The organism is Mitsuaria sp. WAJ17, assembly GCF_014174515.1.
GTDB lineage: Bacteria > Pseudomonadota > Gammaproteobacteria > Burkholderiales > Burkholderiaceae_C > Roseateles_B.
Genome location: NZ_JACJUG010000033.1, coordinates 20040 through 44038, shown reverse-complemented (window position 1 = coordinate 44038; position 23999 = coordinate 20040). Strand labels below are relative to the sequence as shown.

The following is a 23999-nucleotide window of genomic DNA, read 5'->3' as shown; positions in this document are numbered from 1 at the left end:
CCGAAACCGTGGACCACGACGAGACGATCACGGTGCACAACGACCGCAAGGAGCGGGTGGACCACAACGAGACGATCAGCATCGGGGACAACCGCACCGAGGACGTGGGGCAGAACGAGACCATCACCATCGGGCAGAACCAGACGGTGAGCATTGGGTCGAATCGGAGCGTGACGATCGGCGGGGCCAAGACCGAAACCATCGCGCTCGCCAAGGCCGAGACCATCGGTCTGGCCAAGGCTCTGAGCATCGGCCTGGCCTACCAGACCACCGTCGGCGCAGCCATGAACACGACCGTGGCGCTGAACCAGAGCGCCCAGATCGGCATGAGCAAGAGCACGACGGTGGGCAAGACCTACACCATCGAGGCCGGAGACGAGCTCAGCATCACGGTGGGCAAGGCGAGCCTGACGATGAAGTCGGATGGGACGATCACGATCAATGGCCATACCTTCAGCGTGGGGACGACGGACGCCCAGAGCTTCAATGCCGATGGCGAGATCACCGTCAAGGGCAAGAAGATCCTGGAGAACTGAGGTGAAGTCGTCCATACAACGTCAGGCTCAGGGCCCAGAGGTGGTGCAGGACGGGCCGTCCCACCTGGATGCCGTCGTCCAGAGTACCGTGCCGGGCATGGGCCAGATCGTGCTTGGCACCCTGTGTTTGCGCGGCAGTGAGCTGGCGCTCAGCACACCGGCCCTGGGCGACCTTACGCTGGGCGGTAGCCTCGTTCCCCTGGGCGCCGAGCACGTGGGCCGCCAGGTGGCCATGAGCCTGATGTCGGCCCACTCTGCCCTGGTGCTGGGGCTGGTCTGGGATCAATCCCCGGCGCCTGCTCAGGTGCAGGACCTGCGCGTGGACGGCGAGCACCATGTGATCGAGGCCCAGGAAAGCATCGAGCTGCGCTGCGGAGAGGCCGCCATCCTGCTGCTGGCCGACGGGCGCATCCAGCTGCGAGGGACCTACATCACCAGCCACGCCACGGCCACCCAGCGCATCGTGGGTGGCTCGGTGCATGTGAACTGAGTCGGCGAAGCGGTATGCAGATTCATGTGGGAAGCAAACATCTGGTTGCGGATGTAGCTGTGGCACTGGACGTTTCAGGCCGTGAGCATCTCGTTGTGGTTGCCAAAGGCAGCTGGAAAATTCCCAAGCCGGGCCAGCGTGCACGGCCGCTTGCTCCCGAGCCTTTGTCAGTTTCAGATGAGTTCTATGGCGAGCCGGGTTCCAGCGCCTTGCGCTACCCCAGCGACTTTGCTCGCTTCAAGCCACGCTGCGATGTCTTGTTTGATGCTTGCGCGCATTCGCCCTCCGGGCAGCCAGTCAAGGAGATGTTTGCCAGCTGGCAAGTTGGCTCCTTGAAGAAGTCCTTGCGTGCTCATGGGCCGCGGCATTGGTTCAGGACCCTTGGGGTCAATTCACTGAGCCCCAGCCAATCTGCCGTTAGCGTGCCCTTGCACTTCGGGTATGCGTTCGGAGGTTCGGTGCCGCTCAGCAAGGGTGCAGCAGGAACAGGTGATGCCGACGTCTATTCCCCGAACCCTGTCGGTCGCGGCTTTGCTGGCAAGCGCACTGCCGATCAGATTGACACCATGCCTGCCGCCCAGTTAGAGGCCGTTGACGAGCGACTGAAGTCGCCGTACGACAAGCTGAGTCCCCAGGCCTTCTCGGCCGTTCCAAGCAACTTTCCGAGCCGCCTTCGGTTTGCTGGAACCTATGACGAGGCGTGGGCGCATGATGTTGCTCCGTTTCTGCCGGACGACTTCAGCGATGAGTTCAACCAATGCGCACCTTCCGACCAGCAGATGCCGTATCCGAAGGGCGGGGAGCAGGTCATCCTGGAGGGCATGCTCAGGGGTGTTCCCAGGCTCTGCTTCCAGTTGCCTGACTTGGCGCCTTTGGAGGTCCGGATCCTGCGCACGGATTACAGCGTGGAGGTCGTGCCCGCGCCTGCAGACACTTTGTTCTTTGAATTGGAGAAGGACAGATTCAGCGCTGTCTGGCGCGCCCATGCGCCTTTGCGCCGCCGTATCCAGGAAATCGACACAGTTACGGTTGGCAAGGTTGACAGTGCCTGGTGGGATGCCCGGCGGCTGGGGCATGAGCAGGAGGGGGGGTGTGCCGGATGCGGCGACATGCCGCCCGAGGCGTTGCTGTCTCGGGAGATTTCGGAATGATCGTCCAGAAGCTGAATGCGTGGTGGCGCCGCTTGCCAAGCGAGGATGCCGCCCAGCGCGGTGCTGCGCAACGCGCACCGCTCTACATCAGGAGCGCGGGCCTCTGTTGCCCTGTTGGCTACGAGTTGGCGGCGGCACATGCTTGCATTGCTGCAGGGATGGATCACTTCCAGCACAGCCACTTTAAGACCCACACCGGGGAGCGGGTCTTGGTGGCAGCGATGCCTGAGCGTCGACTGTGGGGCGCCTCAAGGCTGGCCATCTGGCTGACGAAGGCCATGGAGGATTGCTTGAAGGGCAGGCCGGGACTGGATCCGAGCCGTGTTGCCCTGGTCTGGCTGGCGCCAGACCGGCCGGAGTATCCGCTCGAAGGCAATCAGTGGGATGCGACGTTCACCAGGGCCGTGGAGGCCTTGAACCTATCCTTTCACCCCGAATCAGGCGTACTGCCTCTCGGGCGTGCAGGTCTGTCTGATGCACTCGCGCAAGCACAACGGCTGTTGCAGACCCCTGAAGTCGATGCTGTCTTGCTGGCAGGGGTCGATAGCCTGATCGATGCCGCCACCATCAGCCGGCTGATGGGTGAGGAGCGCTTGCTGGTGCAGCAGAACTCTGACGGTTTCATTCCAGGCGAGGCTGCGGCGACCGTGCTGTTGCAGCAGGAAAGACCTGACCCTGCTGAGTCCGCCGTCTGCATCCTGGGACATGCCTCTTCGCAGGAGGAGGGCCGTGTGGATGGCAGTACGCCCAGCCGCGCGCAAGGTCTCACCCGAGCTTTGAGAGCCGCGTTGGCCGAGGCGGAATTGGACTACCGCGACCTGGACTTCCGCTGCAGTGACCAGAACGGCGAGGCCTTCTACTCACGAGAGGCTGCCAACGCCATGTCGCGCATCGCACCCTCTGGTGGCGACGCACTGGCCCTGCTGACCCTGTGCGACAGCCTGGGCGAGGTCGGTGCCGCCTTGGGGCCTGCGATGCTCGCCTATCTGTCGAGGAGCATGCTGCACCCGCTGTCGCCAGGGGCCTGCGGAGTTCTTCATCTTGCATCTGACGACGGGCGGCGTGCTGCCGTGGTTGTCGCCACCGTATAAGCGAGTCAGCAATGGAAACACATGTGTATGCCAACGGGAACGAGGTGTGCTCCAAGGCGGCGGATGGCGTCTCCCGGTGCGCCTTTCCTGATCCCTGCTGGAGTCCGCCGCCGCCAAGTGCCGGTCCGCAGTTGATCCCTTATCCCAACACAGCGCTGGCGTCCCAACTGCAGGAGGGAAGCTCCACGGTGTTCATCTGCGGAACACCGTTGGCGCTAAAGAACGTCAGCTTTCTCGCCAACAGTACGGGCAATGAACCCGCCACTATGGCCTTTGCCAAGGGGCGGCAGACAGGCGTCATCAAGGGCAAGGCCTACTTCACGGAGTGGTCTGGCAACGTCAAGGTGGAAGGGCTGAATGTTTGTCGGCACACCGACCCCATGACGCACAACCATCGGTGATCCTGCCATGGCAAGAGCAGCAAATGTGAAGCCCCGCAAGCGTGTGGGTGACAAGGGGGCGGGCGGTAAGCCACGCAAGGGAGCCCCGTCGGTTGGAAATACGGCGACGTTTCCCTATCTCGATTCCAAAGCCGTCAAGAAGTACTGCGGCAAGGAGAAGGAGCGCATCGAAGAGGCCTGCAAACCGGAGGATGACAATGCCAAAGCCCAGCGCCATGCCAAGCGCTCGGGCCCCTTGAGCAAGCTGAAGCTGCCCAAGCATACGGGTACTGGCAGCGGGGGCACCGCTTGGCTGGGCGACCATTGCGACTTCCTGATGTTCAAGCCGGGAAGTGCTGACGATCTCTTCAAGGAGATGAGCGAGTTGCCGGCCAAGGCAGCCGAGCAACTGGGCATGAAGGCGCTGGAGGCCGTGGAGCAGAAGGCCATTGATGCGCTGGAACGGGCCGTCAAGAAAAAGCTGGCAAAGATGGCGCTCAAGCAGGGCTTCATCCGGGTGGCTTCATTCCTGGGCGGACCGGTCGTCGGGATCGCTGTGAACGTGGCGATGACGGCGGATGCAGCCCGCGACCTGGCGAATGCCATCCACGAGTTTCCCGAGCTCAAGAAGGAGATCGAGAACGCTCGCCGAGCCATCGATACGGCGACTCAGAAGGTCAAGGAAATGGAGTCGCTGCTGGATCGCTACAAGGATCCGAAGACCGGCGCACTCAAGCGTGACGAGCTGGTGTCGGATGCGATGGAAGGCGCCGCTCGCACCAATGACTGCGTTACTGCGCGACGCTGCCAGTTGGTGCCCTATAACCAGACGGGCAGTGCCGAGGCATTGAAAGGCAAGGGCTGCTGTCCGGGGCAGACAGGTCACCATTTGCTGCCGGAGGCGATGTTCGACCATTGCAAGAACTACAACGGTTCGCAGCATGCCAATGCGCCTACGATGTGCGTGGAAGGGGCGACCAACAGCTTGGGGTCACATGGAAAGGCGCATAAGTCCTTACTCAATGTGCTTCATGACAAGCACAGGACAGTGCCGTTCGGGGGAGCGATGACGAAGGCTGACGCCATCGATGCAGGGGCGGAGTCTGTGCGGAAGACTTTCCCAGAATCCAGGTGCAGCGAGGCTTGCCTAAAGGCCCAGCTGAAGGATTTTTACGGCAAACTGAATTGCAGGCCCAAGAAAGAGTCGGGTATTGCAAAAAACCCAGTTAATACTGAAGGGGCTAGCTTGTGAGTGCTATTTACAAATTTGAAGAGTCATATTTCAAGCGTGCCTTCGACAATCGCTGGGTGTTTGATTGTGTGGTGCTGGATCGATACTCTGTTGGTTTCGTTTTGTTTGACAGGGTTGGGGAGGATAATGGGAATCGGGCTTTGTGCTTGGTAAATTTTGGTCCTGGCGCCAGCTTGGTGGGAAAGAAATACACGGGATTCCTTTTTCCGATGTTGGGGGCTGCTCCGAATTTGGGGAAAACCGCGGTGATGCTGGGTCGCGTCGATGGCGTTGCGGTGCTCGGCGATGCCGGTGATGGGATGCGTGCAGATATTCCGAATTCTGATGATGGCCCTCTTTCTACGGGCCCTAAGAGCCTTGGTACTATTGACGGGCGGCTATACGCTTGTGGGGCATGGCGGCACGTTTGCTACCTGGATGATGATCAGAAGTGGGTTTCCATTCGGGCTAATTTGACAGATCCTCCCGCGCAACGGGTGACGGATTATGGATTTGACGCAATCGCCGGCTTCCATGCCAACGATATCTACGCTGTAGGCGGTGAAGGCGATGTCTGGCGGTATGACGGCCAGCTATGGCGTCAATGTGCCGTTCCCACCAATATGTTGATGGAATCGGTGTGCTGTGCCGGCGATGGCAATGTCTATGTGGGCCTGCAATCCGGCGGTTTGATGAGGGGCCGCGAGGACAGCTGGGAGGTCATTCACGAAGACCGCATGAGCGTGCCCTTCAAGGACATTGTCTGGTACCAGGATCGGCTGTGGTGCACTTCCGAATACGGGCTGTGGACCTTGGATGCCAAGGGCCGGCTGGTGGATGCCGATGTGCTGCCCGAAGTCCGCGCCTGCGCCGGAAATCTGTCGGCGGCTGATGGCGTGATGCTGCTGGGTGGCCTCGGCGGCGCGGCAATCCTCGATGGCAAGGCCTGGCATCGGCTGTTTTGATACGCCGGGAATCTGCGAATAGCCCAAAAACAGGCAATGGATAACGAACTTCTTGAAAAGGCTTTCCGCATTCACCAGCGGCTGTGCAATCTTCCAAAGGATGAATCGGTCAAGGGGATGTACGGAAAGTCACCGCAAGGCAATTCAAATGCAACTGGCAATGCGTCCGACTTTGTAGTTGCTGAAGACACGTCCCGCTACGATGGCGTTGGATTTCAATTTGATAGAGGTGGCAGTCCCCGTCTTGTGCATCTTGGCGATCTGGTGGTTCACGGGGACCTTACCGGGAAGTGGCTTGCAAAAGTCGCTCGTGGTTTGGGCTGCAAGAAGCCGGTGCATGACCTGATCGTTGTCGGTAACTTGAAGGTCCTCGGGGATCTGTTTGACGATGTCGGGCTGGGGCTTTCGGTGTCGGGTGATGTGGCTTGCAACTTTCTGGATTCAGGGCGTGGTCACAAGGAAGTGCTTGGAAACTTGACGTCCATATTCGGCATCCTTGGTCGGGGGAACGATGGCGTACTCAAGGTTGGAGGCGTTGTTGATGCCCCGTATATTGTTGTCGATGATCAACAGATGCCCCGCACCGCTCAGTGTGAATATATCTACATTGAAGGTGCCGAAGGTTTCGATGCGGAGTCCGTCGGAATTGGGCACTGCACCGGTGCAAAGCATGGATGGGGATGGCACTACTACGAAGATCCGGAGAGTTACCTGAAGCCTGAGGTCTTGTCAGAAGACGACGGCTTTGATCCGTACGGCTTCTTCGATCTGGTGAAGTCCGGCCTGAATCCTTTTCTGTCGCCCAGCCCATGAGCGCCATGCCGCTCTCGACGTCGGTGATCGGCGCACTGGTCCAGCGCCACCTCCAGGACGCCGCCTTCTACTGGCAGCAACTCGACACCGCACCCCAAGAACCCGGCCTACGCGCCGAGCGCCTCCAGCATTTCGCAAGGCTCCTGGCCGCGCACCTGGAGGGGCTGACGGTGGCCGGCAGCGCCGCCTGGCCCGAAGCCCTGGCGGCCCTGCAGCGCTGGCGCAAGCCGGGCGAGGCTTTTGCGGCCAGCCATGTCGCACTGAATCTCGCTGACGCTGAAGCTCAGGCCGCGCTGCTGGTGCAGGTGGCTCGCTACCCAGATCTGCTGCTGCGTGGCCTGATCGGCGGCCTGATGGCGGCGGCGCCAGGCCCGGTGCAGCGCTTCAACGAGGCGGCGTGGGTCCTGATTGGCAGCGACGCCAAACCCGATCAGGTGCAACTGGTGGCCGCCTTGCGATCCTGCGCGCTGCGCGGCACCGAGGTTCCCCCAACAGTCATGGCGGCCGTCCTGACTCACACGACCCCTGCCGTGCGAGCGGCCGCGTGCCGGGCCAGCAAGGGCGCGGCCTCACTGCTGCCCCTGTTGCAGGACGGCGAGCTGTGCGTGCGTGCCGAGGCCGCCATCGCGCTGGGCACGCAGTCCACGGCCGCTGCCGACGTGCTCCTGCTGGCCGTGCTCGCGCAGGCGCAGGTCTGCCAGCAGGCCACCGGCTGGACGCGCACGCAAGCCCAGCGCCGCCTGGCTCGCTGGCTGCGCCATCTGGCCTGGCTGATGAACCCCACGGAGCAGCCTCACGAGGTGGCGTCCCTGCTGGGGCAGCTGCCCTTGCGCGAGGCCCTTCGCTTCACGCTCTTCCTGGGTGATCCGGCTCACCTGGGCTTCGTGCTGAAGGCGCTGGATGACGAGGAACAAGCCCGCTGGGCAGGCTTCGTCTGGCAGAGCCTCACCGGGGTGGACCTGATCGAGCAAGGCCTCACATCGCCCGAGCCACCCGTCGACCTGGACGCCGGGCTGACGCGAGCAAGGCAGGACGGTGACCAGGGACTGCCCCTGCCCGATGCCCAGGCCGTGCGAGCCCACCCCGTGAACGCCACGCTGGCGCTGCGGGCCGGGCATCGTGTTCTGCATGGGCAAGACCTGACCCCTGCCCGCCTGGCGACGCTGTTGCGCATCGAGTCCAACCAGCCGCAGCTGCTGCGCGCCGTGGCGGCGCAGGCCTGGAATGCCCTGGTTCGCCAGTCGCAGTCGCCGGAGACCGCCCTTCGCATCCAGTTGCGAGCCGGTGCCATCGCCTTGCTGGCCCAGGACCAAGCGCTCGCCAACCGCTCATGACCATGCAAACCCAAGCCCTCGATCCCTGGAACGACGCCCAGGCCCTGGCCACTCGCCTGGCCCGGCCGCAAGCCGAGCTGCTGGTGGCCCTTGGCGCCGAGTCCTGGTGCCAGAAGTGCGCAGCCCTGCGCCCCGCCTTTGAGGCGCTGTACGCGCATCAGTCCGATGCTGACCTGAGCTGGCTCTGGCTCGACCTCGAAGACCACGCCGAGTTCCTGGGCGACTTCGTCCCCGAAGACCTGCCCTTGCTGCTGCGCTGGCGGCAGGGGCGGCTGCAGCAGGTGGCGGTGCTGGAGGCCATCGACCCGGCGCCTGCGCCCGGCGCCGTGCCGGAGCGGCTGAGGGCGTTGCCCGTCAGCGCGGAACTGCCGGATCTGTGGGCGGCGTTCAGTGAGAGGAACTGGGCGGCTTGAGGACTGCGGAGCTCACGCGGATGAACACTCATGCAGGCAGATCGGCGCGCCGCATGAGGTGACGGGGCATGCCTTGATGGACGCCCAGGAGGACGCCCTGGGCATGAAGAACACACCGAGTCGAACGACCACGCTGGGTGAGCTCGAAGACGCGGTGCCGCAGCGCCTTGACGGACCGAGCCGGCATCCAGGCTTGCACAGGGGTGAAAGCAAGACCTGGCCCCGGCCGCGGCGCCTTTCGCTCAGGCGTCGTCGGGGCCTCGCCGCTGCTCCTGTGCCGGCCAAAGGCCATGCGGCCTCACCCGCATCGTGCCGACCATCGTCAGCGCGATCAACAATGGCCGGAGCACGCCGGCATCCAGGCGGCCGTCGCTCCAGGTCTGCAGCGGGCCGGCGATGTAGCGCAGGGCCTCGGGCAGGCCGGCCAGGATGAGGGCGCCCAGCAGCACGCCCGGCAGGTGGCCCATGCCGCCGAACACGACCATCGCGACGATGAGGATGGATTCCTGCAGGGTGAAGGACTCCGGCGAGATGAAGCCCTGGAAGGAGGAGAACAGGGCGCCGGCCACGCCGCCGAAGCCCGCGCCCACCGCGAAGGCCAGCAGCTTGAGCTGGCTCGTGGGCAGGCCCATGGCCTCGGCCGCGACCTCGTCCTCGCGGATGGCCATCCAGGCGCGGCCGATGCGCGAGCGCTGCAGCCGGTGGCAGGCCAACAGGGTGGCCAGGGTCAGGGCCAGGAAGAGGTAGGCGTGCTGGGTCACGGGGGCGATCTCGTGGCCGCCCAGCTGGAGCGGCTGGCTGAGATCCAGGCCGAAGACACGCAGGGAACCGACCGGCCCGATGCCGCGCGCGCCATTGGTGATATTGACGGGGTCGGCTCCCAGGTTGTTGATCAGCAGGCGGAGCACTTCGCCAAAGCCCAGGGTCACGACGGCCAGGTAATCACCGCGCAGCCGCAGCGTGGGCGCGCCCAGCAGCAAGCCCAGCAAGGCCGCCACGACGCCGGCCAGGGGCACCGTCAGCCACCAGGCGGTGGCAAAGCCCTCGCCGGACAGGGCGGCCGCCCAGGCGAAATGCTCGCTCAGCTGGGCCGAATTCAGCAGCGCGCACAGGTAGGCGCCCATCGCATAGAAGGCCACATAGCCCAGGTCCAGCAGCCCGGCATAGCCCACCACCACATTCATGCCAAGCGCCAGCATCACGTAGAGGAGGCAGAGGTCCAGGCTGCGCACCCAGTGGCTGCCCGCCGCCTGCAGGCATAGGGGCAGGGTCAGCAGCAGGGCGGCGAGGCCCAGCAGTCGAGCCGGCGAGCGAAGCGCCTGCATTCAGGGCACCGCCCGGAGTCGTCGCATGCGGCCGGCAAGACCTGACCCCTGCCGGGCGGCCAAGGGGCTGTCAGCGGCTCTGGGGCTAAGGCAGGGGAGGGTAGTCATGGCGGGCCTCGTCGGGGCATGGAACGCGCCGTGAAGGGTAGACTTGCGCGCCATCGGCATCAACGCATTGGCGCTCCGTTCCACGCGGAACAAAACGCTGCAGTCCGGCGCCCGGCGCGGGTGCTGCAATCGCGCGGAGCAATCGAAGCAAGGTCGGGGGTGCGATGGACAAGCTGAGTGGCCTGCTGGCCTTTGTGCGGGCGGCCGAGCGCGGCAGCTTCGTGGCCGCGGGGCGGGAGCTGGCGGTGTCGGCTTCGGCGGTGGGCAAGGCCGTGGCCAAGCTCGAGGAGGAACTGGGCGTGCGCCTGATGCATCGCAGCACCCGCAGCGTGCAGCTGACCGAGGAAGGCCGGCAGTTCCACGAGCGCTGCCGGCGCATCCTCGAGGACCTGGACGACGCCCGCGCCCAGCTCAGCCAGACGGTGGCGAGCCCGCGCGGTCGGCTGCGGGTCAGTGCGCCCATCGTGGGCCATCACCTCCTGATGCCCTTGCTGCCCGGTTTTCTCTCCGCCTATCCCGAGGTGGAGCTGGACCTGGTCTTCACCGACCGGACGGTGGACCTGATCGAGGAATCCGTTGATGTGGTGATCCGCAGCGGAGAGCTGCCGGACTCACGCCTTGTGTCCCGGCCCCTGAGTGCCTTTCGGCTGCTGCTGTGCGCCTCGCCCGCCTACCTGGCTGACCGCCCGGCGCCAAAGACGGTGGCGGAGCTGCAGGCGCATGTGGCGGTGCGCTTCAGACACCCCAACACGGGCAAGTTGCTGGACTGGCCGTTGCCGCCCGGCAGCCAGGACATGAACGCCCGGCTGAGGACCGTCCTGGCCTGCAACAACATCGAGGCGCTGAAGAGCGCCGCCCTGCGGGGGGCGGGCATCGCGTGCATGCCGGATTTTCTCGTCCGCGATGAGCTGGCGGATGGGCGCCTGCAGGAGGTGCTGGCGGGGCAGGTGTGCATGTCCGGCCGCTTCAATGCGCTCTGGGCGACCAGCCGCCAGCTTTCTCCCAAGGTCCGGGCCTTTGTGGACTGGCTGGCTGGCGCCCTGTGAGGGGCCGCCGCGCCAGCCTCAGTTGGGCAGGGACACCCGGTACACCTGGCCCTGGTAGCTCAGCAGCGCGGCGCCGGTGCTGAAGGTGACGGACCCGGCGGCCGCCCCCATGATCAGCGTCTTGGTGCCGGTGGAAGCCTTCCACGCATAGGTGGCATCGCCTTCCGAGAAGATGACATGGCCCTGGCCCGTCCAGAACTGGCTCCAAAGGGTCGATGGCGCGCTCACATTCGCGGCTGGGCCCGCTTGGCGCAGGTTCAGGGCCTTGTACGAGCGGCTGGACGCATCCAACTGCTCACGCCAGACCAGCAAGTCCTGGTCGAGCTGCAGGGCGCTGGCCTTGTCGCTGAGCGTGCGGATCTCCAGCGTGCTGAGCCGGACGCACTTGAGCGCGCCCTGGCTGGTTGCCGGCGTACCGCGGGCAATCCAGCAGATGTCGTCATTGCCGGAGGCCGAGGCCCATTGGGCAGCCGGGCCCAGGTCAAGGCCGCCCGGGCTCTGCAGCGAGTCGTCGGCCAGCTTCCATTGGTAGAGCCTGGCCTTGCCTTGCTCATCCTCGAGGAGGGCCCAGACCTCGTCGCTGGCGGGCAGGCGCCGGATCGCGACCGTGCCAAAGGCGCGCGTCAGACCGGCGGGCAGGGCCTTTTGGCGCAGCTGTGATGTGTCCAGGCGGTAGCTCAGCAGGGCCTGATTCGGGTACTCCGAGGTCCAGGCCACCAGGTTGCCGGACACCTGGAGGCCACTGTCGGTCACGCGGTCGGTGAGTTGCACGCCGCGACCGCTCGCCCGGCTCAGGTTGCTGCGCACGCCCTGGCCAGACCAGTCGAGGATGCAGTTGTCGGCGACAAGCTGGCAGCCTGCCGTGCCGTTCGTTTCGCCCAGCACGTGACCCGGCGTGGACTTGAGCGTCATGACGCTGACACCGCCGGAGCCCGGGAGGTCCGTGGCAGCCAGGGTGCTCAGGTTCACCCGACGCACGGTGCCGCCTGCACTGGTGAGCTCGGGGTCCGTGTACCAGAAATAGCTGGCATCGGCGGCCAGCAGGGTGGCCGACGGCCTGGGCAGGCTGGTCAGCGGTGGCAGCGCCAGGCGGGCCTCTTGGACGACGACGATGTCCCGGGTCAGGTAGGTCCTGCCGTCCAGCGCGTCCCGGGCGGAGACCGTCAGCGTATAGCGCCCGGCAGGCAGGCCGGCCACCGAGATCGGGGTGGAGAAGGTCTCGCCCACGCCGGCCTGGGTGTAGACCACCTGGTCGCCCAGCTTCACTTCGACCTTGACCTCGCTGTGGGCCTGCTCGCGCTTCCCGTTGAGCGTGAAGCTGTCGAAGACAAAGGCACCGGCCGCAGGCGCGGTGAGGGTGACCAGCGGATTCACCTGCGCGACGACCTGCACCGTACGGCTGGCGCCGGACTTGTCCCGCGCGTGGAGGTCCAGGGTGACCATGCCGCTGCCGGTCTGGTCGGCACTCACAGGAAAGAGATAGCTGGTGTAAGGGCCCGGGCACACCGTGCTTTCACCGCAGGCGTTCGGCGCGGTCAGCTCGCTCAGGACCTTGCCCTGGTAGGACAGCGTCAACCTGTCTACGCCGTAGACCGACTGCGCCTCCACCAGGATGGTGGTGCTCCCGTGATACCACACATAAGGCCGGCTCAGCTTGATGCTGGGGGTCTTGACCTGGACCTGGCGCTCCACCTGCGCACTGATGCCGTTGCCGTAATCCAGGCGGGCCTGGATCAGGTGAGGCCCGTCCGTCTGGTAGCTGGCGTCCCAGGTGACAAGTCCGGCGTCATCCTGCTTGCCTTGGCCGAGCTGATTGCTGTCGACGTACCAGGTCACCTTGTTGAAGTTCACCTTGCGGCTCAGGCGCAGTTGCACCGGGCCGCCCAGCGGCTCGGGCTGGTCCAGGGTGATGCCGAGGGCCGGGGCGCTCTGCACGTCCAGGGGCCTGGTCAGGCGGGACTCACCGCCCTTGCCGTCACTCACCCGCATGACCACGCTGTAGCGGCCAGCTGTGTCCGGGATCAGGTAGCTCAGGCCGGGGGCGCTCGTGCCCAGTTGCACCGTGCTGCCCGCCGGGCGTTCCGTGACCGACCATTCGAAGCTCAGCGGATCGTTGTCAGCGTCGGTGCTGCTCCGGCCGTCCAGGACGACGGGGTCTCCGGTGTACACGGTCGGGGCCACGTCGGCCATGCGTGCCACCGGCGCCGCATTGGCGGGCGCGGGGCTGCCACCACCGCCGCCGCAGGCTGCCAGCAGCATCGACAGGGCCAGCAGCAGGGGCGGGCCGCCCAGCATCTTGAGTTTTCTTGACATCGTTGTTGAATCTCCCTTGAGTTCGCAGAATTCCTGTGCCTCTGAGCCTGGGCGGGCTGCATGCTAGGCCCCAGGAACACTGGACGGCAATCCCCCTCTGGCGAGGGGCGATCACCGCACGTGCATGGCGCGGCACCCGCCCCTCGCCCGCCATCGCGGGCCGCGGCGACGAGTGCGCCCTCCGCGCCGAGTGCGGCCCCTGCGGCTCGGATGGTGCTTGGGTCACCCGAGCCGCCTGGAAATGAAAGCCTTGATGACGAGATGTGACCAGACGTCACAAGCGCGGCGGCGTCAGCCCTCGGGTCACTATGATGCCGGCCACCGAAAGACTCGATGATCCGGGGAGGCGCCGTGTCGGAGCCGGGGCATCGGCTACACCCTCCCTCTGCCTCGCCTCCGGGCCCTTGCGACGGCGGCGACCCATTCCAGGCCGCACGCCATGATTCCAGACACGATCCCGGGCCCTTCACCGGACCTGTCGTTGCTCGCCTTCCTCGGTCGCCTTGCTCGCCCCGCCCTCGGCCAGCCGCAGCGCCTGGACCACCGCCCGAGCCGCCTGCCACGCCGCCCCCCTGCCGTTCATGCCCGCCAGCATGGGTTCCCGGGCATGGCAGGGTACAGGGTGCCGCTGACGACAGGCGCTGGCACACAGACGGCCCGACGCGCCCGCCCTGATTGAATCCGGCTCCACTTCCGCTGAAGCACTTCCTTGTTCACGTTGATTTCCATGAAGACCACGACCGTCACCCTTGGCCTTGCCCTGCTCCTGAGTCACGCCATGATCGGCAGCGCCCAGGCCCAGAAGCTGCCGCCCGCCCTGGCCCGGCTGCAGCAGCAGGTCGGCCCGCTGGACTACGCCCGTGACGTCCAACCCCTGCTGGCCGCTCTCAACGGGCGCGAGAGTGAGCAGCAGCAATGGGCGGCGTTGAAGCTGCTGAGCAGCCTGCTGGACCGCGACGCGCGCCAGCCCGTGGAGATCACCACGCCCCTGCGCCCGGCGCTGGCCGCGCAGCTCCTCGCCTTTGCGCGCCAGGAGCGTTTCAGCGCAATGAAGCGCGATGACGCCCTGATGCTGCTGCGCGAGATCCAGGCCGATGCCGCCTCGCTGGCCGAAGGCATCCAGTTGGCCGAGGCAGAGTCCGCCAAGGGGCGTCCGCATTTCGGCAACACCGCGCGCCTGCTGCGCCTGCACCAGGAGCGCATGGGCGCCGCTGGAGCGGGTCGAGCGGTCGATAGGGCTGAGCCTGCCCCGGCCGCCACGACCAGTGCCGCGGCGCCAGCGCCCCGGGACTTCCACAGCCAGATGGTGGCCGCGCAGCAGGCCATGTCGGCCCAGGACTATCCACGGGTGATGCAGCTGGTGCAGGGGCTCGAAGCCGACCTCAAGCGTCGCGACCCGGGCTTCGCCGAGAAGGAGGAATGGGCCTGGGTGCTGGACTTCAAACGCTTCACCCTCTACGAGACCGGCCGCATTCCCGAGGCCCTGGCGAGTTGCCGCCTGGCGGTGCAGAAGCTCATCGGTTCCGCGGACTGGGCCTATCTGGAGAGCTACAACATCGTGCGTTCCACGCGCCGGGCCTGCCATAACATGCTGGCGCACGAGGGCATGGAGAAGGCCCGCTCGCTGGCCGAGCTGCAGGAGGCCATCGAGCACATCGACGCCGTCTTCGACATCGGCTCGCCCATCGAGGACGAGGGCGTGCACGACGCCTTCTTCGAGACACGGCTGCGGGTCTATCTCAAGGCTGCGGCCTGGGACCCAAAGGGCTACCGCGAGCCCCTGCTCCAGGCCCTGAGCGAGGCGCAGCGTCGCGAGGTGGCGCTGCCCGAGGACTGGCCCGAGCTGGACACCCTGCGCCGCTCGGCCGACTATCAGCGCTACCGCAAGGCCCATGCGGCGGCGCAGGACTGAACTGCCGCCTCAGGCGTTCCCCATTCTTCAAGAAACCCGATACCGCCCATGAAGCACCACCGCCTCCACCTCCTCTCCTGGTTGGCCGCCCTGGCCCTGCCCACCCATGCCGCCTTTGCCGCCCCGCAAGGGGACTGCGCGCTGCTGGCCCGCGACGAGGTCCGCGCCCAGCTGGGCGGCGCCTACACCTTGCTGAGCCACGATCCCGCTGGCATGTGCAGCTGGAGCAGCGGCGCCATGGGCACCTTGATGCTCAACCTCATCCGCCGGCCTGTGGCCCAGGAGGCCTCGCAGGTCTTCGATGCCCACCTGGCCGCGGGCCGCGACACCGGGCAGCAGCCCATGGACGCACCGGGGCTGGGGCAGCGGGCCGGCTTCCTCGTGTCTGCGCCTGACGCCCCCATGCAGAGCCTGAGCCTGATCATCCAGGACCAGACGGACACCCTGACGCTGATGCTCTATGGCGCCAGCGCCAGCTCGGAGGACACCCGCCAGGCCCTGGCCACGCTGGGGCGCCAGGCCCTGGCGCGCCGGGCGCGGGCGGACCAGAGCTTCGGCCGCTGCGAGTGGTTCACGCCGGCCCAGGCCGAATCCCTGCTCGGCGCCAGGCCTCAGATCCACCGCATGGGAGCCCTGCACTGCTCGGCCAGCGTCGGCAGCAGCTCGGCCGCCCTGGTGGCCATGAGCAGCCCGGGGGCCTCTCTCGAGGTGCTGAAGAACATGAAGGCGGGCACCGCAGACTCCTGCCAGCAGGTGGACCTGCCCGAGCTGGGCGAAGGCGCCTTTGCTCAGCACCATTGCGCAGCGCCAGGCAATCTGGCCCTGAGCGTGTACCTGCTGGTGGGCAAGCGGCAGGTCAACTGGGTGCTGAATCCCGGCACGCGGCCCGCCGGCGCCGAGGAGCTCAAGGCCCTGCTGCCGGTGATCCAGGCCTCACGCCCGCACGCAGAGAGCCTGAATCCCTGAGCCGCATGGCGTAGAGTGGCGGCCTCACTGCCGCCTTGCCATGAAGATCCTCTCGCTCAACACCGGTCGCGTTCAAGCCCTGCTCATCGAGGGCCAGTCCCATGCCAGCGGCATCCGCAAGGCGCCCCGCGAGGGCCGGGTGGCAGTGGCGCCCCTGGGCCTGGAGGGCGACGAACAGGCCGAACTCAGCGTGCACGGTGGCCTGAGCAAGGCGGTCTATGCCTACCCGCAGGAGCATTACGCCTTCTGGCAGACGGTGCGGGGCCAGGCCCAGGTCGCCCGCTGGAACGAAAGCCTGGCGCCGGGCGCGCTGGGCGAGAACCTCACGCTGCAGGGCCTGCTGGAGAAGGACGTCTGGGTGGGCGACGTGCTGCGCTTCGCCGACTGTGAGCTGGCCGTCAGCGAGCCGCGCCAGCCTTGCTTCAAGTTCAACGCCGTGATGGGCTTCAATCAGGCCGCCAAGCTGATGAGTCAGAGCGGCTGGTGCGGCTTCTACCTGGCCGTGCTCAGGCCCGGCAGTCTGCAGGCTGGGGAGGCCTTCGAGCTGGTGCCGGGCCCGCGCGAGGTCAACATCGCCGAGTTGTTCCGGGCCAAGATGCGGCGCGGCTGAGACCGCCGCGCCGCTGCCCGCCGTCAGGCCAGGGCCGGATAGTCCGTGTAGCCCTGCGCGCCGCCGCCATACAGCGTGGCGCGGTCCACCTTGGCCAGTTCGGCATTGAGGCGCAGGCGCCGCACCAGGTCTGGGTTGCTGATGAAGTCCCGGCCGAAGGCGACGAGGTCCGCCTGCCCCTCGGCGACGGCCGTCATTGCCATCTCGCGGCTGTAGCCGTTGTTGACCATCCAGGCTCCCTTGAAGCGCTGGTGCAGGGCGGCGAAGTCGAAGGGGGCGATGTCCCGGGCGCCGCCCGTCATGCCCTCGATCACATGCAGGAAGGCCAGGTTCAGGGGCGCAAGTTGCTCGATCGCGTGGTTGAAGAGGGCCTGGGCCTGGCTGTCCTGGCCGGCGTCGTTGACCGGCGTGACGGGGCTCAGGCGCAGGCCGGTGCGGCCGGCGCCGATGGCCTGGCTCACGGCCGTCATGACCTCGACCAGGAAGCGCGTGCGGTTCTCGATGGAGCCACCGTAGGCATCCGTCCGGTCGTTGATGCTGTCGCGCAGGAACTGGTCGATCAGATAGCCGTTGGCGCCGTGCACCTCCACGGCGTCGAAGCCGGCCTCCATGGCGCAGCGGGCCGCATGGGCGAACTGAGCCACCACGCCGGGGATCTCCTCGGTGCGTAGCGCACGGGCCGGGGTCACGGGTTCCAGGCCGCGGGCGGTGAAGGTCTTGGCCTGAATGGGCCGCGCCGTGGAGGACACCGGTTCGCCGCCGCCCGGCTGGAAGTCCGCGTGCGAGATCCGACCCACATGCCACAGCTGCACGGCGATCTTGCCGCCCTCGGCGTGCACGGCGTCGGTGACCTTCTTCCAGGCCTGGACCTGCTCGGGGCTGTGGATGCCCGGGGTGTCCAGGTAGCCCTGGCCCTCGGGGCTGACCTGCGCGCCCTCGGTGATGATGAGGCCGGCACTGGCGCGCTGGCGGTAGTACTCGATGGCCAGCGGGCCGGGCTTCAGGCCCACGGAGCGGCTGCGCGTGAGCGGGGCCATGACGATGCGGTTGGCGAGTTCGAGATCGCCGACGCGAAGGGGATCGAAGAGATTGGGCATTGGACTTTTGGCGCGGCATGCGGCCGCAAGGAGGAGGAACGTGCCGCAAGCGTAGCCAAAGTGACGGCAGGCCGCCTGCCACGCCGGCGACAGCGCCCGCGGCGCTCCGGGCTTGGGCTGGCGCGCTGCAGCGCCGCCGCCGCTGTGCTAGGGCCCGCTCCAGATGCGTGAACAGGTCCTAGGTGTCGCGGCGGCCCCTTGCTACAGTGCGCACATGCTCGCCTACCGACACGCTTTCCATGCCGGCAACCACGCCGACGTTCTCAAACACCTGGTGCTGGCCCGCGTCCTGCGCTACCTGGGCGAAAAGGACAAGCCCTACACCCTGGTCGATACCCATGCCGGCGCCGGCGGCTATTCCGTCGAGGGGCGCTACGCCCAGAAGAATGCCGAGTACGGCAGCGGCATCGCCCGCCTCTGGGACCGCAAGGACCTGCCCGAGCCCCTGGCGGCCTACGTCAAGCTGGTCAAGGACTTCAACCCGGACGGGCAACTGCGCCAGTACCCCGGCTCGCCGGCTGTCGCCAACCTGCTGATGCGGGAGAGCGATCGCCTGCGCGTCTACGAGCTGCACCCCACCGACCACCGCATTCTGGCCAGCTACCTCGAGACGCGGCCCAACACCCAGGTGGCCGACACGGACGGCTTCGCCTCGCTCAAGGGCGAGCTGCCGCCGCCGTCGCGCCGCGGCGCGGTGCTGATGGACCCGCCCTACGAAATCAAGACCGACTACGGCAAGGTGCTGACCGCCCTGCGCGAGGGCCTGCAACGCTTTGCCGACGGCGTCTACATGATCTGGTACCCGCAGCTGCAGACCCTGGAGTCGGCCCAGCTGGCCACGCGCCTCAAGGCCGCGGCCGATGCCGCCGCCAAGAAGGGCTGGCTGCATGTGCGCCTGACCGTCGCCCAGCCCGACGAACGTGGTTTCGGCATGCTGGGCAGCGGCATGTTTGTGGCCAACCCGCCCTTCACCCTGCATGACGAGCTGCAGGAGTGCCTGCCCTATCTCGTCGAGCACCTGGGCCAGTACGACGGCGCGAACTTCGTGCTGGAGCAGCGGGCCAGCTGAGGTCCTGCCGATGGGCTGCTCCGGCGGTCCGCCAAGAATGCAAAAGGGGGCCGAGGCCCCCTTTGCTGTCGGTGCGCTGTTGGTGCGGCGGGATCAGCGGATGCCCTGCTCGCAATTCATCGGCAGCTTCTTCGGCTGGACCTCGCCCTGGATCTCGCAGACCCACAGCAGGCTGCCGTCCTTCTGCACCTCGGGCAGCAGGTTCAGCGTGGATTTGCCCAGGGCGATGGACAGGGTCATGTTCTCACTGTTGAGGCTCAGCCGCGCGCCGGAGGGCAGGGTGCTGCTGATGCCGACCTCCTCGAGCGTGTCGGGCACCGTCTCCTGCGCCTGATAGAAGGCGGACAGCGCCTGGCGGGCCGGCGCGCTGTCCGTCAGCGCTGTGGCGGCCTTAGCCACGAGCTGGTACTCCTGGTACTTGGGCAGCGCGATGGCCGCCAGCACGCCGATGATGTAGACCATCATCAGCAGGCCGAAGCCGGCACCCAGGCGGCCGGCATAAGGCACGAAGACGGCCAGCAGATAGGCCAGCGGGTTGCGGGATGGCACCTTGGTGTCCGGCAGTACGCGGGCAACGCGCTTGGTGTGCCAGGGGTAGGCCGCGCAGAGCTCGTGGAAGGACATCCAGAAGCCGTGGGTCTCGCGCAGCTGGCGGAGGTAGCTCGGCAGGTCCAGGTCGCGCCAGCGCTGCGAGCCGGCGGCCAGCGCGGCCAGGGCCCGGGCCGCGCCCTCGGGGGCGTTGCAGCAGGCGGCACCGTGGCGGTCGCAGGTGTACTCGCGGGCCCGCGAATAGGCCGCGCCCAGCAGGGGCAGCCAGAGCACCGGCCAGCGCAAGACCTGACCCTGCAAGTGCTTCATGCGCAGATGGCCCAGCTCATGGCCCAGGTAGAAGCGCACGCCGTCCTCGTGCTGAGCCATAGCCTCCAGCGTGCCGCTCAGCAGCACCACGTACTGGGTGCCCAGGAATCGCGTGGCAAAGGCGTTGAGCATGCCGTCGCCGTTGAGCACATAGGCGCGCGGGAGCTGGGCGATGTCCAGGCGGCGGCAGCAGTCCTCGAATTGTTCCCAGAGGTCGGGGAACTGGTTGGCCGTCAGCTCGACGCCGTTGCCCTTGATGTAGGAGATCAGCGCCGACTGCGCAAAGACATAGACCAGGAAGGCCAGCAGCAGGCCGATCAGGGCGGTGCCGTAGGTGCCGGCGATGAGCGCCAGCCAGACAAGGACCCCCAGCACGAGGGTGATGAGACCCAGGATGCGTTCCTTGGGGTAGACGAGTTCTTTCATGGGACTTCCGTTGGTGCCGGGCTCCGCAAGGAAGCGTGGCGTTGATGCAGGGCGGCCGTCTCGGCGCCCGGGCCGCGATTGTGCCCAGGCGCCACGCTGCGGCCGTCCCTCCGATGGGGGGAATCGCCGGATTTCAGCAGCGCCAGACGGGCGATACGCAAAGCCGCAGGCCGGCGGCCCAAGCCCGGTCCTGCTAGGCTGCGCCTCTTCCGTATCCGATCTTGCGAGGCGCATCTTGAGCAGCAATGGCAGCCTTCCCCTGCGGCACTTCCTGCTGGCCCTGGCCGTGGTGGCCATCTGGGGCAGCAATTTCGTGGTGATTCGGCTGGGGCTCAATGCTTTTCCGCCGCTCCTCTTCGCCACGCTGCGCTTTTCGCTGGCGGTGATCCCGGCCATCTTCTTCCTGCCGCGGCCCGAGGTGCCCTGGCGCAATCTGGCGGCCTACGGGGCCCTGGTGGGCGTGGGGCAGTTCGGCCTGCTCTACCTGGCCATGGGCTCGCAGATCTCGCCGGGCCTGGCCTCCCTGGTGATCCAGACCCAGGTCTTCTTCACCCTGCTGCTGGCCATGCGCATCACCCACGAGCCGGTGCGGGGCTTCCAGTGGCTGGCCCTGGGCCTGGCGGCCTGCGGTTTGGCCGTCATCGCCAGCCACACCGACAGCAGCACCACCGTGCTGGGCCTGGGCATGATCCTGCTGGCGGCCTTCAGCTGGGCCAGTGGCAATGTCGTCGGCAAGAAGGCCGGGCGCGTGAACATGCTGGCCTATGTGGTCTGGAGCAGCGTGTTCGCGGCGCCGCCCCTGCTGCTGATGTCCCTGGTCTTCGAGGGCCCGGCCCGCATCGGCGAAGGGCTCAGCCACGCCGGCTGGGGCGCCTGGGGGGCGGTGGCCTGGCAGGCCTTCGCCAACACCCTCTTCGGCTACGGTGTGTGGAGCTGGCTGCTGTCGCGCCATGCGGCCTCGCAGATCGTGCCCATGGCCCTGCTGGTGCCGGTCTTCGGCATGAGTACGGCCGCCTGGTACTTGGATGAGCCCCTGCCGGCGTGGAAGCTCATGGCGGCGGCCCTGGTGCTCAGCGGCCTGGCCCTCAACCTGCTGTGGCCCCTGCGGCCCTGGGCGAAGGCGGGAAACGAGCTGGCAACCAAGGGCTGATCTACCTCCCCGTGCCGACGCTGCGGCGTATGCTCCACAGCCATGGAAGTCTCCCGTCGTGCGCTGCTGAGCCTGTTCGCCCCTCTGACTCTGACCCTGCCCGTCCGGGCGGCCGAGCCCCGTGTCAATCTGTGGGTAGAGTTGCGCTGGGTGGACAGCCGCGTGAGCCAGGCGGCCATCGCCGGCGTGCGTGACGGCGCGGTAGTGGTGGGCACGGGCGGCTCGGTCTCACCCCGCGGCGCCATCGTGCTCAGCACTGAGCAACAGTCCGCCCAGGGGCAGCTGCTGCAGCGCCTGACGGTGCTCAATGGCTTCCGGGCCTCGGTGCAGCTGGGGGAGCTCACGCCCCTGCAGTGGCTGGACATGAGTGTGCCGGTGGCCCTGGGCTCGACGGCCCAAGGGCCTTCGCGGGAGGCGGGCCGCGCCCAGTTGCGCCAGGGCTATGTCGAGCAGGTGCGCGGCTTCAGCCTGGAGCCGCACTGGCCCGGCGGGCGGGAAGCCGTGCGGGTGACGCTGCGTGCGCAAGACCTGACCCCCAGCGAGGCCGGCGCCAGCCAGCCCCCTGTGCGCACCGAGCTGGAGTCCACGGCCCTGGTCCCCCTGGACGAGTGGGTGCCCGTGGCCCGCAGCGGCGGCCAGCTGCGGCGCAGCGAGCGCGGCACCTATAGCACCCGCGATGCCGAGTCCGTCAGCAGCCGCGAGCTGCAGGTCCGCATCCAGGTAGCGCCCTGAGTCCCGGGGCGTTTGTTTCGGTTAATTGGTATTTAAGTGGCATCTGATTTGCGCTAGGCTGCGAGCTCTTGCGTGAAAGGATCGCCATGCTCAAGTCCCTTCGGCCCCGCCGCCTGTGCCGCAGCCTGTGCCTGCTGCTGGTGGCGGGCCTTGTCGCCTCCGCCTGGGCCGATCCGCAGCCGGCACCGCCGCCGCCCGAGGGCCTGTTCAAGCCCGGTGCCCTGGACTTCGAGCCCACCAGCGGCAAGGTGCTGGGCCTCTATGTGGCCAACTGGGAGCCGCCCAGCCGCGTGGCGGCCCTGCCCGCGGGCAGCCTGACGCATGTGCTCTATGCCTTCCTGCGCGCCTGCGGTCCCGGGCAGCTGCCCAAGGACGCCCCCAAGTGCGAGGGGCGACCCGACCATGCCCTGGGCTGGGGGGCCGTCGATGCCCGCTTCGACGCTGCATTCGCCACCCTGAAGGCGCGCGCCCCGCAGGTGAAGGTGCTGGCCTCCGTGGGCGGCTGGGGCGGCTCCGACCCCTTCTTCCATTTCGCCAACGAGGCGCCGCGCCGCGCCGTCTTCGTGGCCTCGGCCCTGCAGTTCCTGCGCGAGCACCCGGCCTTTGACGGGATCGACATCGACTGGGAGCACCCCGGCGGCAATGGCAGCGCCAACGGCGTCGCCCTGGGCAGCCCGGCGGACGGCCAGGGCTTTGCCGACCTCATGCAGGCGCTGCGCGCCGGCCTGGACCGCCTGACGGCCGAGACCGGCCGGCTCTATCAGCTGACCGTGGCCGTCAACCCCATCCAGCAGATCACCCGGCGCATCGACTACCGCCGCGCGGCGCCGTCCCTGGACCTGGTCTTCATGATGAGCTACGACTACCACGGTGGCTGGTCCGAGCGCCTGGGGCATCACAGCGCGCTGCGCGGCTCGGCGCCGGATTCGGACGACAGCCTGACGCAGTCCGTGCAGAACCTTGTCGAGGCGGGCGTGCCCCGGACCAAGCTGGTCGCCGGCGTGGCCATGTACGGGCGCGGCTTCAGCGGCGTTCGCGAGCCGCGGCACGGGGCCGGCAAGACGGGCGCCTTCCCGGGGGGGGACGGTTCCATGGGATGGGCCGCGCTTGCCGGGCGTTATTTTGATGTACAGGGTCGGCCCCGGCATGGCTACCAGGTGCTGTTCGATCCCCTCACCCAGGCTTATGCCCTCTACCAGCCGCGCCTGCAGCTGTGGATGGGCTATGACGATCCGCGCGCCGTGCTGGCCAAAGGGCAGTTCGTGCGCGAGCAGGGCCTGGCGGGACTCTTCGCCTGGGAGTGGAGCCAGGACAACGGCGCCCTGCTCAATGCCATGAATAGGGGCCTGGGGCATCCGGTGCTGCCCTGAGCCAGGTCAAGGCGCGGGCGTCCGGCCGTCAGGAAGATGGGGTGCGAACCCGCACGGAGTCCTCCCCATGACACGCATCCTGATCCTGCAAGGTCATCCTGATGCCGATGCACCGCACCTCTGCCATGCGCTGGCCGAGTCCTACGCAGCGGGGGCCCGCCTGGACTTCCCCCTGCTGTGTTCCCAGCAGGATTGGGAGCACGGCGAGCTGCCAGCGGGGCTGCGCCAGGCGCAGGAGGACATCGCCTGGGCCCAGCACCTGCTGATCGTCTTCCCCCTATGGCTGGGCGAGATGCCGGCGCTGCTGAAGGGCTTCCTGGAGCAGGTGGCGCGGCCCGGCTTCGCCTTCAAGGCCGAGGGTGGCAACCCCTTCGGCCGCAAGGGCCTGCAGGGCCGCTCGGCCCGCGTGCTGGTCACCATGGGCATGCCGGCCCTGGTCTACCGCTACTACTTCCGGGCCCACAGCCTCAAGTCCCTGGAGCGCAACATCCTGGGCTTCGTGGGCATCGCGCCCATCCACGAGACGCTGGTCGGCCTGGTGGGCCAGATGAAGGCCGGGCAGGTGCAGGCCCTGCAGGAGAAGCTGCGCCGGCTGGGGCTACGTGCGGCCTGA

General features: G+C 67.1%; 23 protein-coding genes. 19 read left to right on the top strand and 4 right to left on the bottom strand.

Annotated features, from left to right (window positions below; all coding sequences use genetic code 11):
• The 10 genes from H5407_RS20545 to H5407_RS20500 all read left to right on the top strand — a co-directional run.
• Positions 1-536 (top strand): bacteriophage T4 gp5 trimerisation domain-containing protein (locus tag H5407_RS20545; RefSeq protein ID WP_404935648.1); only part of this gene is annotated, 536 nt, incomplete at its 5' end.
• Position 537: 1 nt separating this feature from the next.
• The gene (locus H5407_RS20540) at positions 538-1026 is read left to right on the top strand and encodes a hypothetical protein (RefSeq protein WP_183106366.1); all 489 of its coding nucleotides are present in this window, start codon (positions 538-540) and stop codon (positions 1024-1026) included.
• Positions 1027-1040: 14 nt separating this feature from the next.
• Positions 1041-2177 carry a DUF2169 domain-containing protein gene (locus tag H5407_RS20535; RefSeq protein ID WP_183106365.1) on the top strand — a complete coding sequence of 379 codons (1137 nt, stop codon included), beginning with the start codon at positions 1041-1043 and terminating at the stop codon, positions 2175-2177.
• The gene (locus tag H5407_RS20530) at positions 2174-3268 is read left to right on the top strand and encodes a hypothetical protein (RefSeq protein WP_183106364.1); all 1095 of its coding nucleotides are present in this window, start codon (positions 2174-2176) and stop codon (positions 3266-3268) included. Before H5407_RS20535 ends, H5407_RS20530 begins: the two co-directional genes overlap by 4 nt.
• Before the next feature lie 11 nt (positions 3269-3279).
• Positions 3280-3669 (top strand): DUF4150 domain-containing protein, encoded by a 390-nt coding sequence (locus H5407_RS20525; RefSeq protein ID WP_183106363.1) that lies wholly within the window; start codon positions 3280-3282, stop codon positions 3667-3669.
• Between the two features lie 25 nt (positions 3670-3694).
• The gene (locus H5407_RS24765) at positions 3695-4900 is read left to right on the top strand and encodes an HNH/endonuclease VII fold toxin-2 domain-containing protein (protein WP_183106362.1); all 1206 of its coding nucleotides are present in this window, start codon (positions 3695-3697) and stop codon (positions 4898-4900) included.
• Positions 4897-5844, top strand: a complete 948-nt coding sequence (locus H5407_RS24470; RefSeq protein ID WP_183106361.1) for a hypothetical protein — start codon at positions 4897-4899, stop codon at positions 5842-5844. Before H5407_RS24765 ends, H5407_RS24470 begins: the two co-directional genes overlap by 4 nt.
• Positions 5845-5880: 36 nt before the next feature.
• Positions 5881-6657: a hypothetical protein gene (locus H5407_RS20510; RefSeq protein WP_183106360.1), complete on the top strand. Its 777-nt coding sequence runs from the start codon at positions 5881-5883 to the stop codon at positions 6655-6657.
• A complete protein-coding gene (locus H5407_RS20505) occupies positions 6654-7991 on the top strand; it encodes a hypothetical protein (protein ID WP_183106359.1) in 1338 nt (445 codons plus the stop codon). The genes H5407_RS20510 and H5407_RS20505 overlap by 4 nt, the downstream gene beginning before the upstream one ends.
• 2 nt (positions 7992-7993) lie before the next feature.
• Entirely contained in the window at positions 7994-8404 is a 411-nt protein-coding gene (locus H5407_RS20500; RefSeq protein ID WP_183106358.1) for a thioredoxin, read from the top strand.
• 242 nt (positions 8405-8646) lie between these two features.
• Here the strand turns inward: H5407_RS20500 and H5407_RS20495 are convergent, their stop codons facing one another.
• A complete protein-coding gene (locus tag H5407_RS20495; protein WP_183106357.1) occupies positions 8647-9729 on the bottom strand; it encodes a branched-chain amino acid ABC transporter permease in 1083 nt (360 codons plus the stop codon).
• A gap of 272 nt (positions 9730-10001) precedes the next feature.
• On the opposite strand from H5407_RS20495, the gene H5407_RS20490 reads away from it, so the two are divergent.
• Entirely contained in the window at positions 10002-10883 is an 882-nt protein-coding gene (locus H5407_RS20490) for a LysR family transcriptional regulator (protein WP_183106356.1), read from the top strand.
• 18 nt (positions 10884-10901) lie between these two features.
• Here H5407_RS20490 and H5407_RS20485 read toward each other — a convergent pair whose 3' ends face one another.
• The gene (locus H5407_RS20485) at positions 10902-13196 is read right to left on the bottom strand and encodes an Ig-like domain-containing protein (protein WP_183106355.1); all 2295 of its coding nucleotides are present in this window, start codon (positions 13194-13196) and stop codon (positions 10902-10904) included.
• A 727-nt stretch (positions 13197-13923) separates the two neighbouring features.
• On the opposite strand from H5407_RS20485, the gene H5407_RS20480 reads away from it, so the two are divergent.
• From H5407_RS20480 to H5407_RS20470, 3 genes are read left to right on the top strand one after another with little or no spacing between them, the layout of a single operon-like run.
• Entirely contained in the window at positions 13924-15108 is a 1185-nt protein-coding gene (locus tag H5407_RS20480) for a hypothetical protein (protein ID WP_183106354.1), read from the top strand.
• A 48-nt stretch (positions 15109-15156) separates the two neighbouring features.
• Complete coding sequence (locus H5407_RS20475; protein ID WP_183106353.1) at positions 15157-16074, top strand: hypothetical protein; 918 nt, start codon at positions 15157-15159, stop codon at positions 16072-16074.
• Positions 16075-16114: 40 nt separating this feature from the next.
• Positions 16115-16684, top strand: coding sequence for an MOSC domain-containing protein (locus H5407_RS20470; protein ID WP_183106352.1), 570 nt, complete (start codon positions 16115-16117; stop codon positions 16682-16684).
• A gap of 23 nt (positions 16685-16707) precedes the next feature.
• On the opposite strand, the gene H5407_RS20465 is transcribed toward H5407_RS20470, so the two are convergent.
• Positions 16708-17781, bottom strand: a complete 1074-nt coding sequence (locus H5407_RS20465) for an alkene reductase (RefSeq protein WP_183106351.1) — start codon at positions 17779-17781, stop codon at positions 16708-16710.
• Positions 17782-17995: 214 nt separating this feature from the next.
• On the opposite strand from H5407_RS20465, the gene H5407_RS20460 reads away from it, so the two are divergent.
• Positions 17996-18850 carry a 23S rRNA (adenine(2030)-N(6))-methyltransferase RlmJ gene (locus H5407_RS20460; RefSeq protein WP_183106350.1) on the top strand — a complete coding sequence of 285 codons (855 nt, stop codon included), beginning with the start codon at positions 17996-17998 and terminating at the stop codon, positions 18848-18850.
• A 93-nt stretch (positions 18851-18943) separates the two neighbouring features.
• Here H5407_RS20460 and H5407_RS20455 read toward each other — a convergent pair whose 3' ends face one another.
• The gene (locus H5407_RS20455) at positions 18944-20134 is read right to left on the bottom strand and encodes a M48 family metalloprotease (protein WP_183106349.1); all 1191 of its coding nucleotides are present in this window, start codon (positions 20132-20134) and stop codon (positions 18944-18946) included.
• A gap of 235 nt (positions 20135-20369) precedes the next feature.
• On the opposite strand from H5407_RS20455, the gene H5407_RS20450 reads away from it, so the two are divergent.
• From H5407_RS20450 to H5407_RS20435, 4 genes are all read left to right on the top strand, one after another.
• On the top strand, positions 20370-21284 hold the full coding sequence (locus H5407_RS20450) for an EamA family transporter (RefSeq protein WP_255501358.1): 915 nt from the start codon (positions 20370-20372) through the stop codon (positions 21282-21284).
• Positions 21285-21326: 42 nt separating this feature from the next.
• Positions 21327-22016 carry a hypothetical protein gene (locus tag H5407_RS20445; protein WP_183106347.1) on the top strand — a complete coding sequence of 230 codons (690 nt, stop codon included), beginning with the start codon at positions 21327-21329 and terminating at the stop codon, positions 22014-22016.
• A gap of 86 nt (positions 22017-22102) precedes the next feature.
• Positions 22103-23386 (top strand): glycoside hydrolase family 18 protein, encoded by a 1284-nt coding sequence (locus H5407_RS20440; protein ID WP_183106346.1) that lies wholly within the window; start codon positions 22103-22105, stop codon positions 23384-23386.
• Between the two features lie 67 nt (positions 23387-23453).
• Positions 23454-23999, top strand: coding sequence for an NAD(P)H-dependent oxidoreductase (locus H5407_RS20435; protein ID WP_183106345.1), 546 nt, complete (start codon positions 23454-23456; stop codon positions 23997-23999).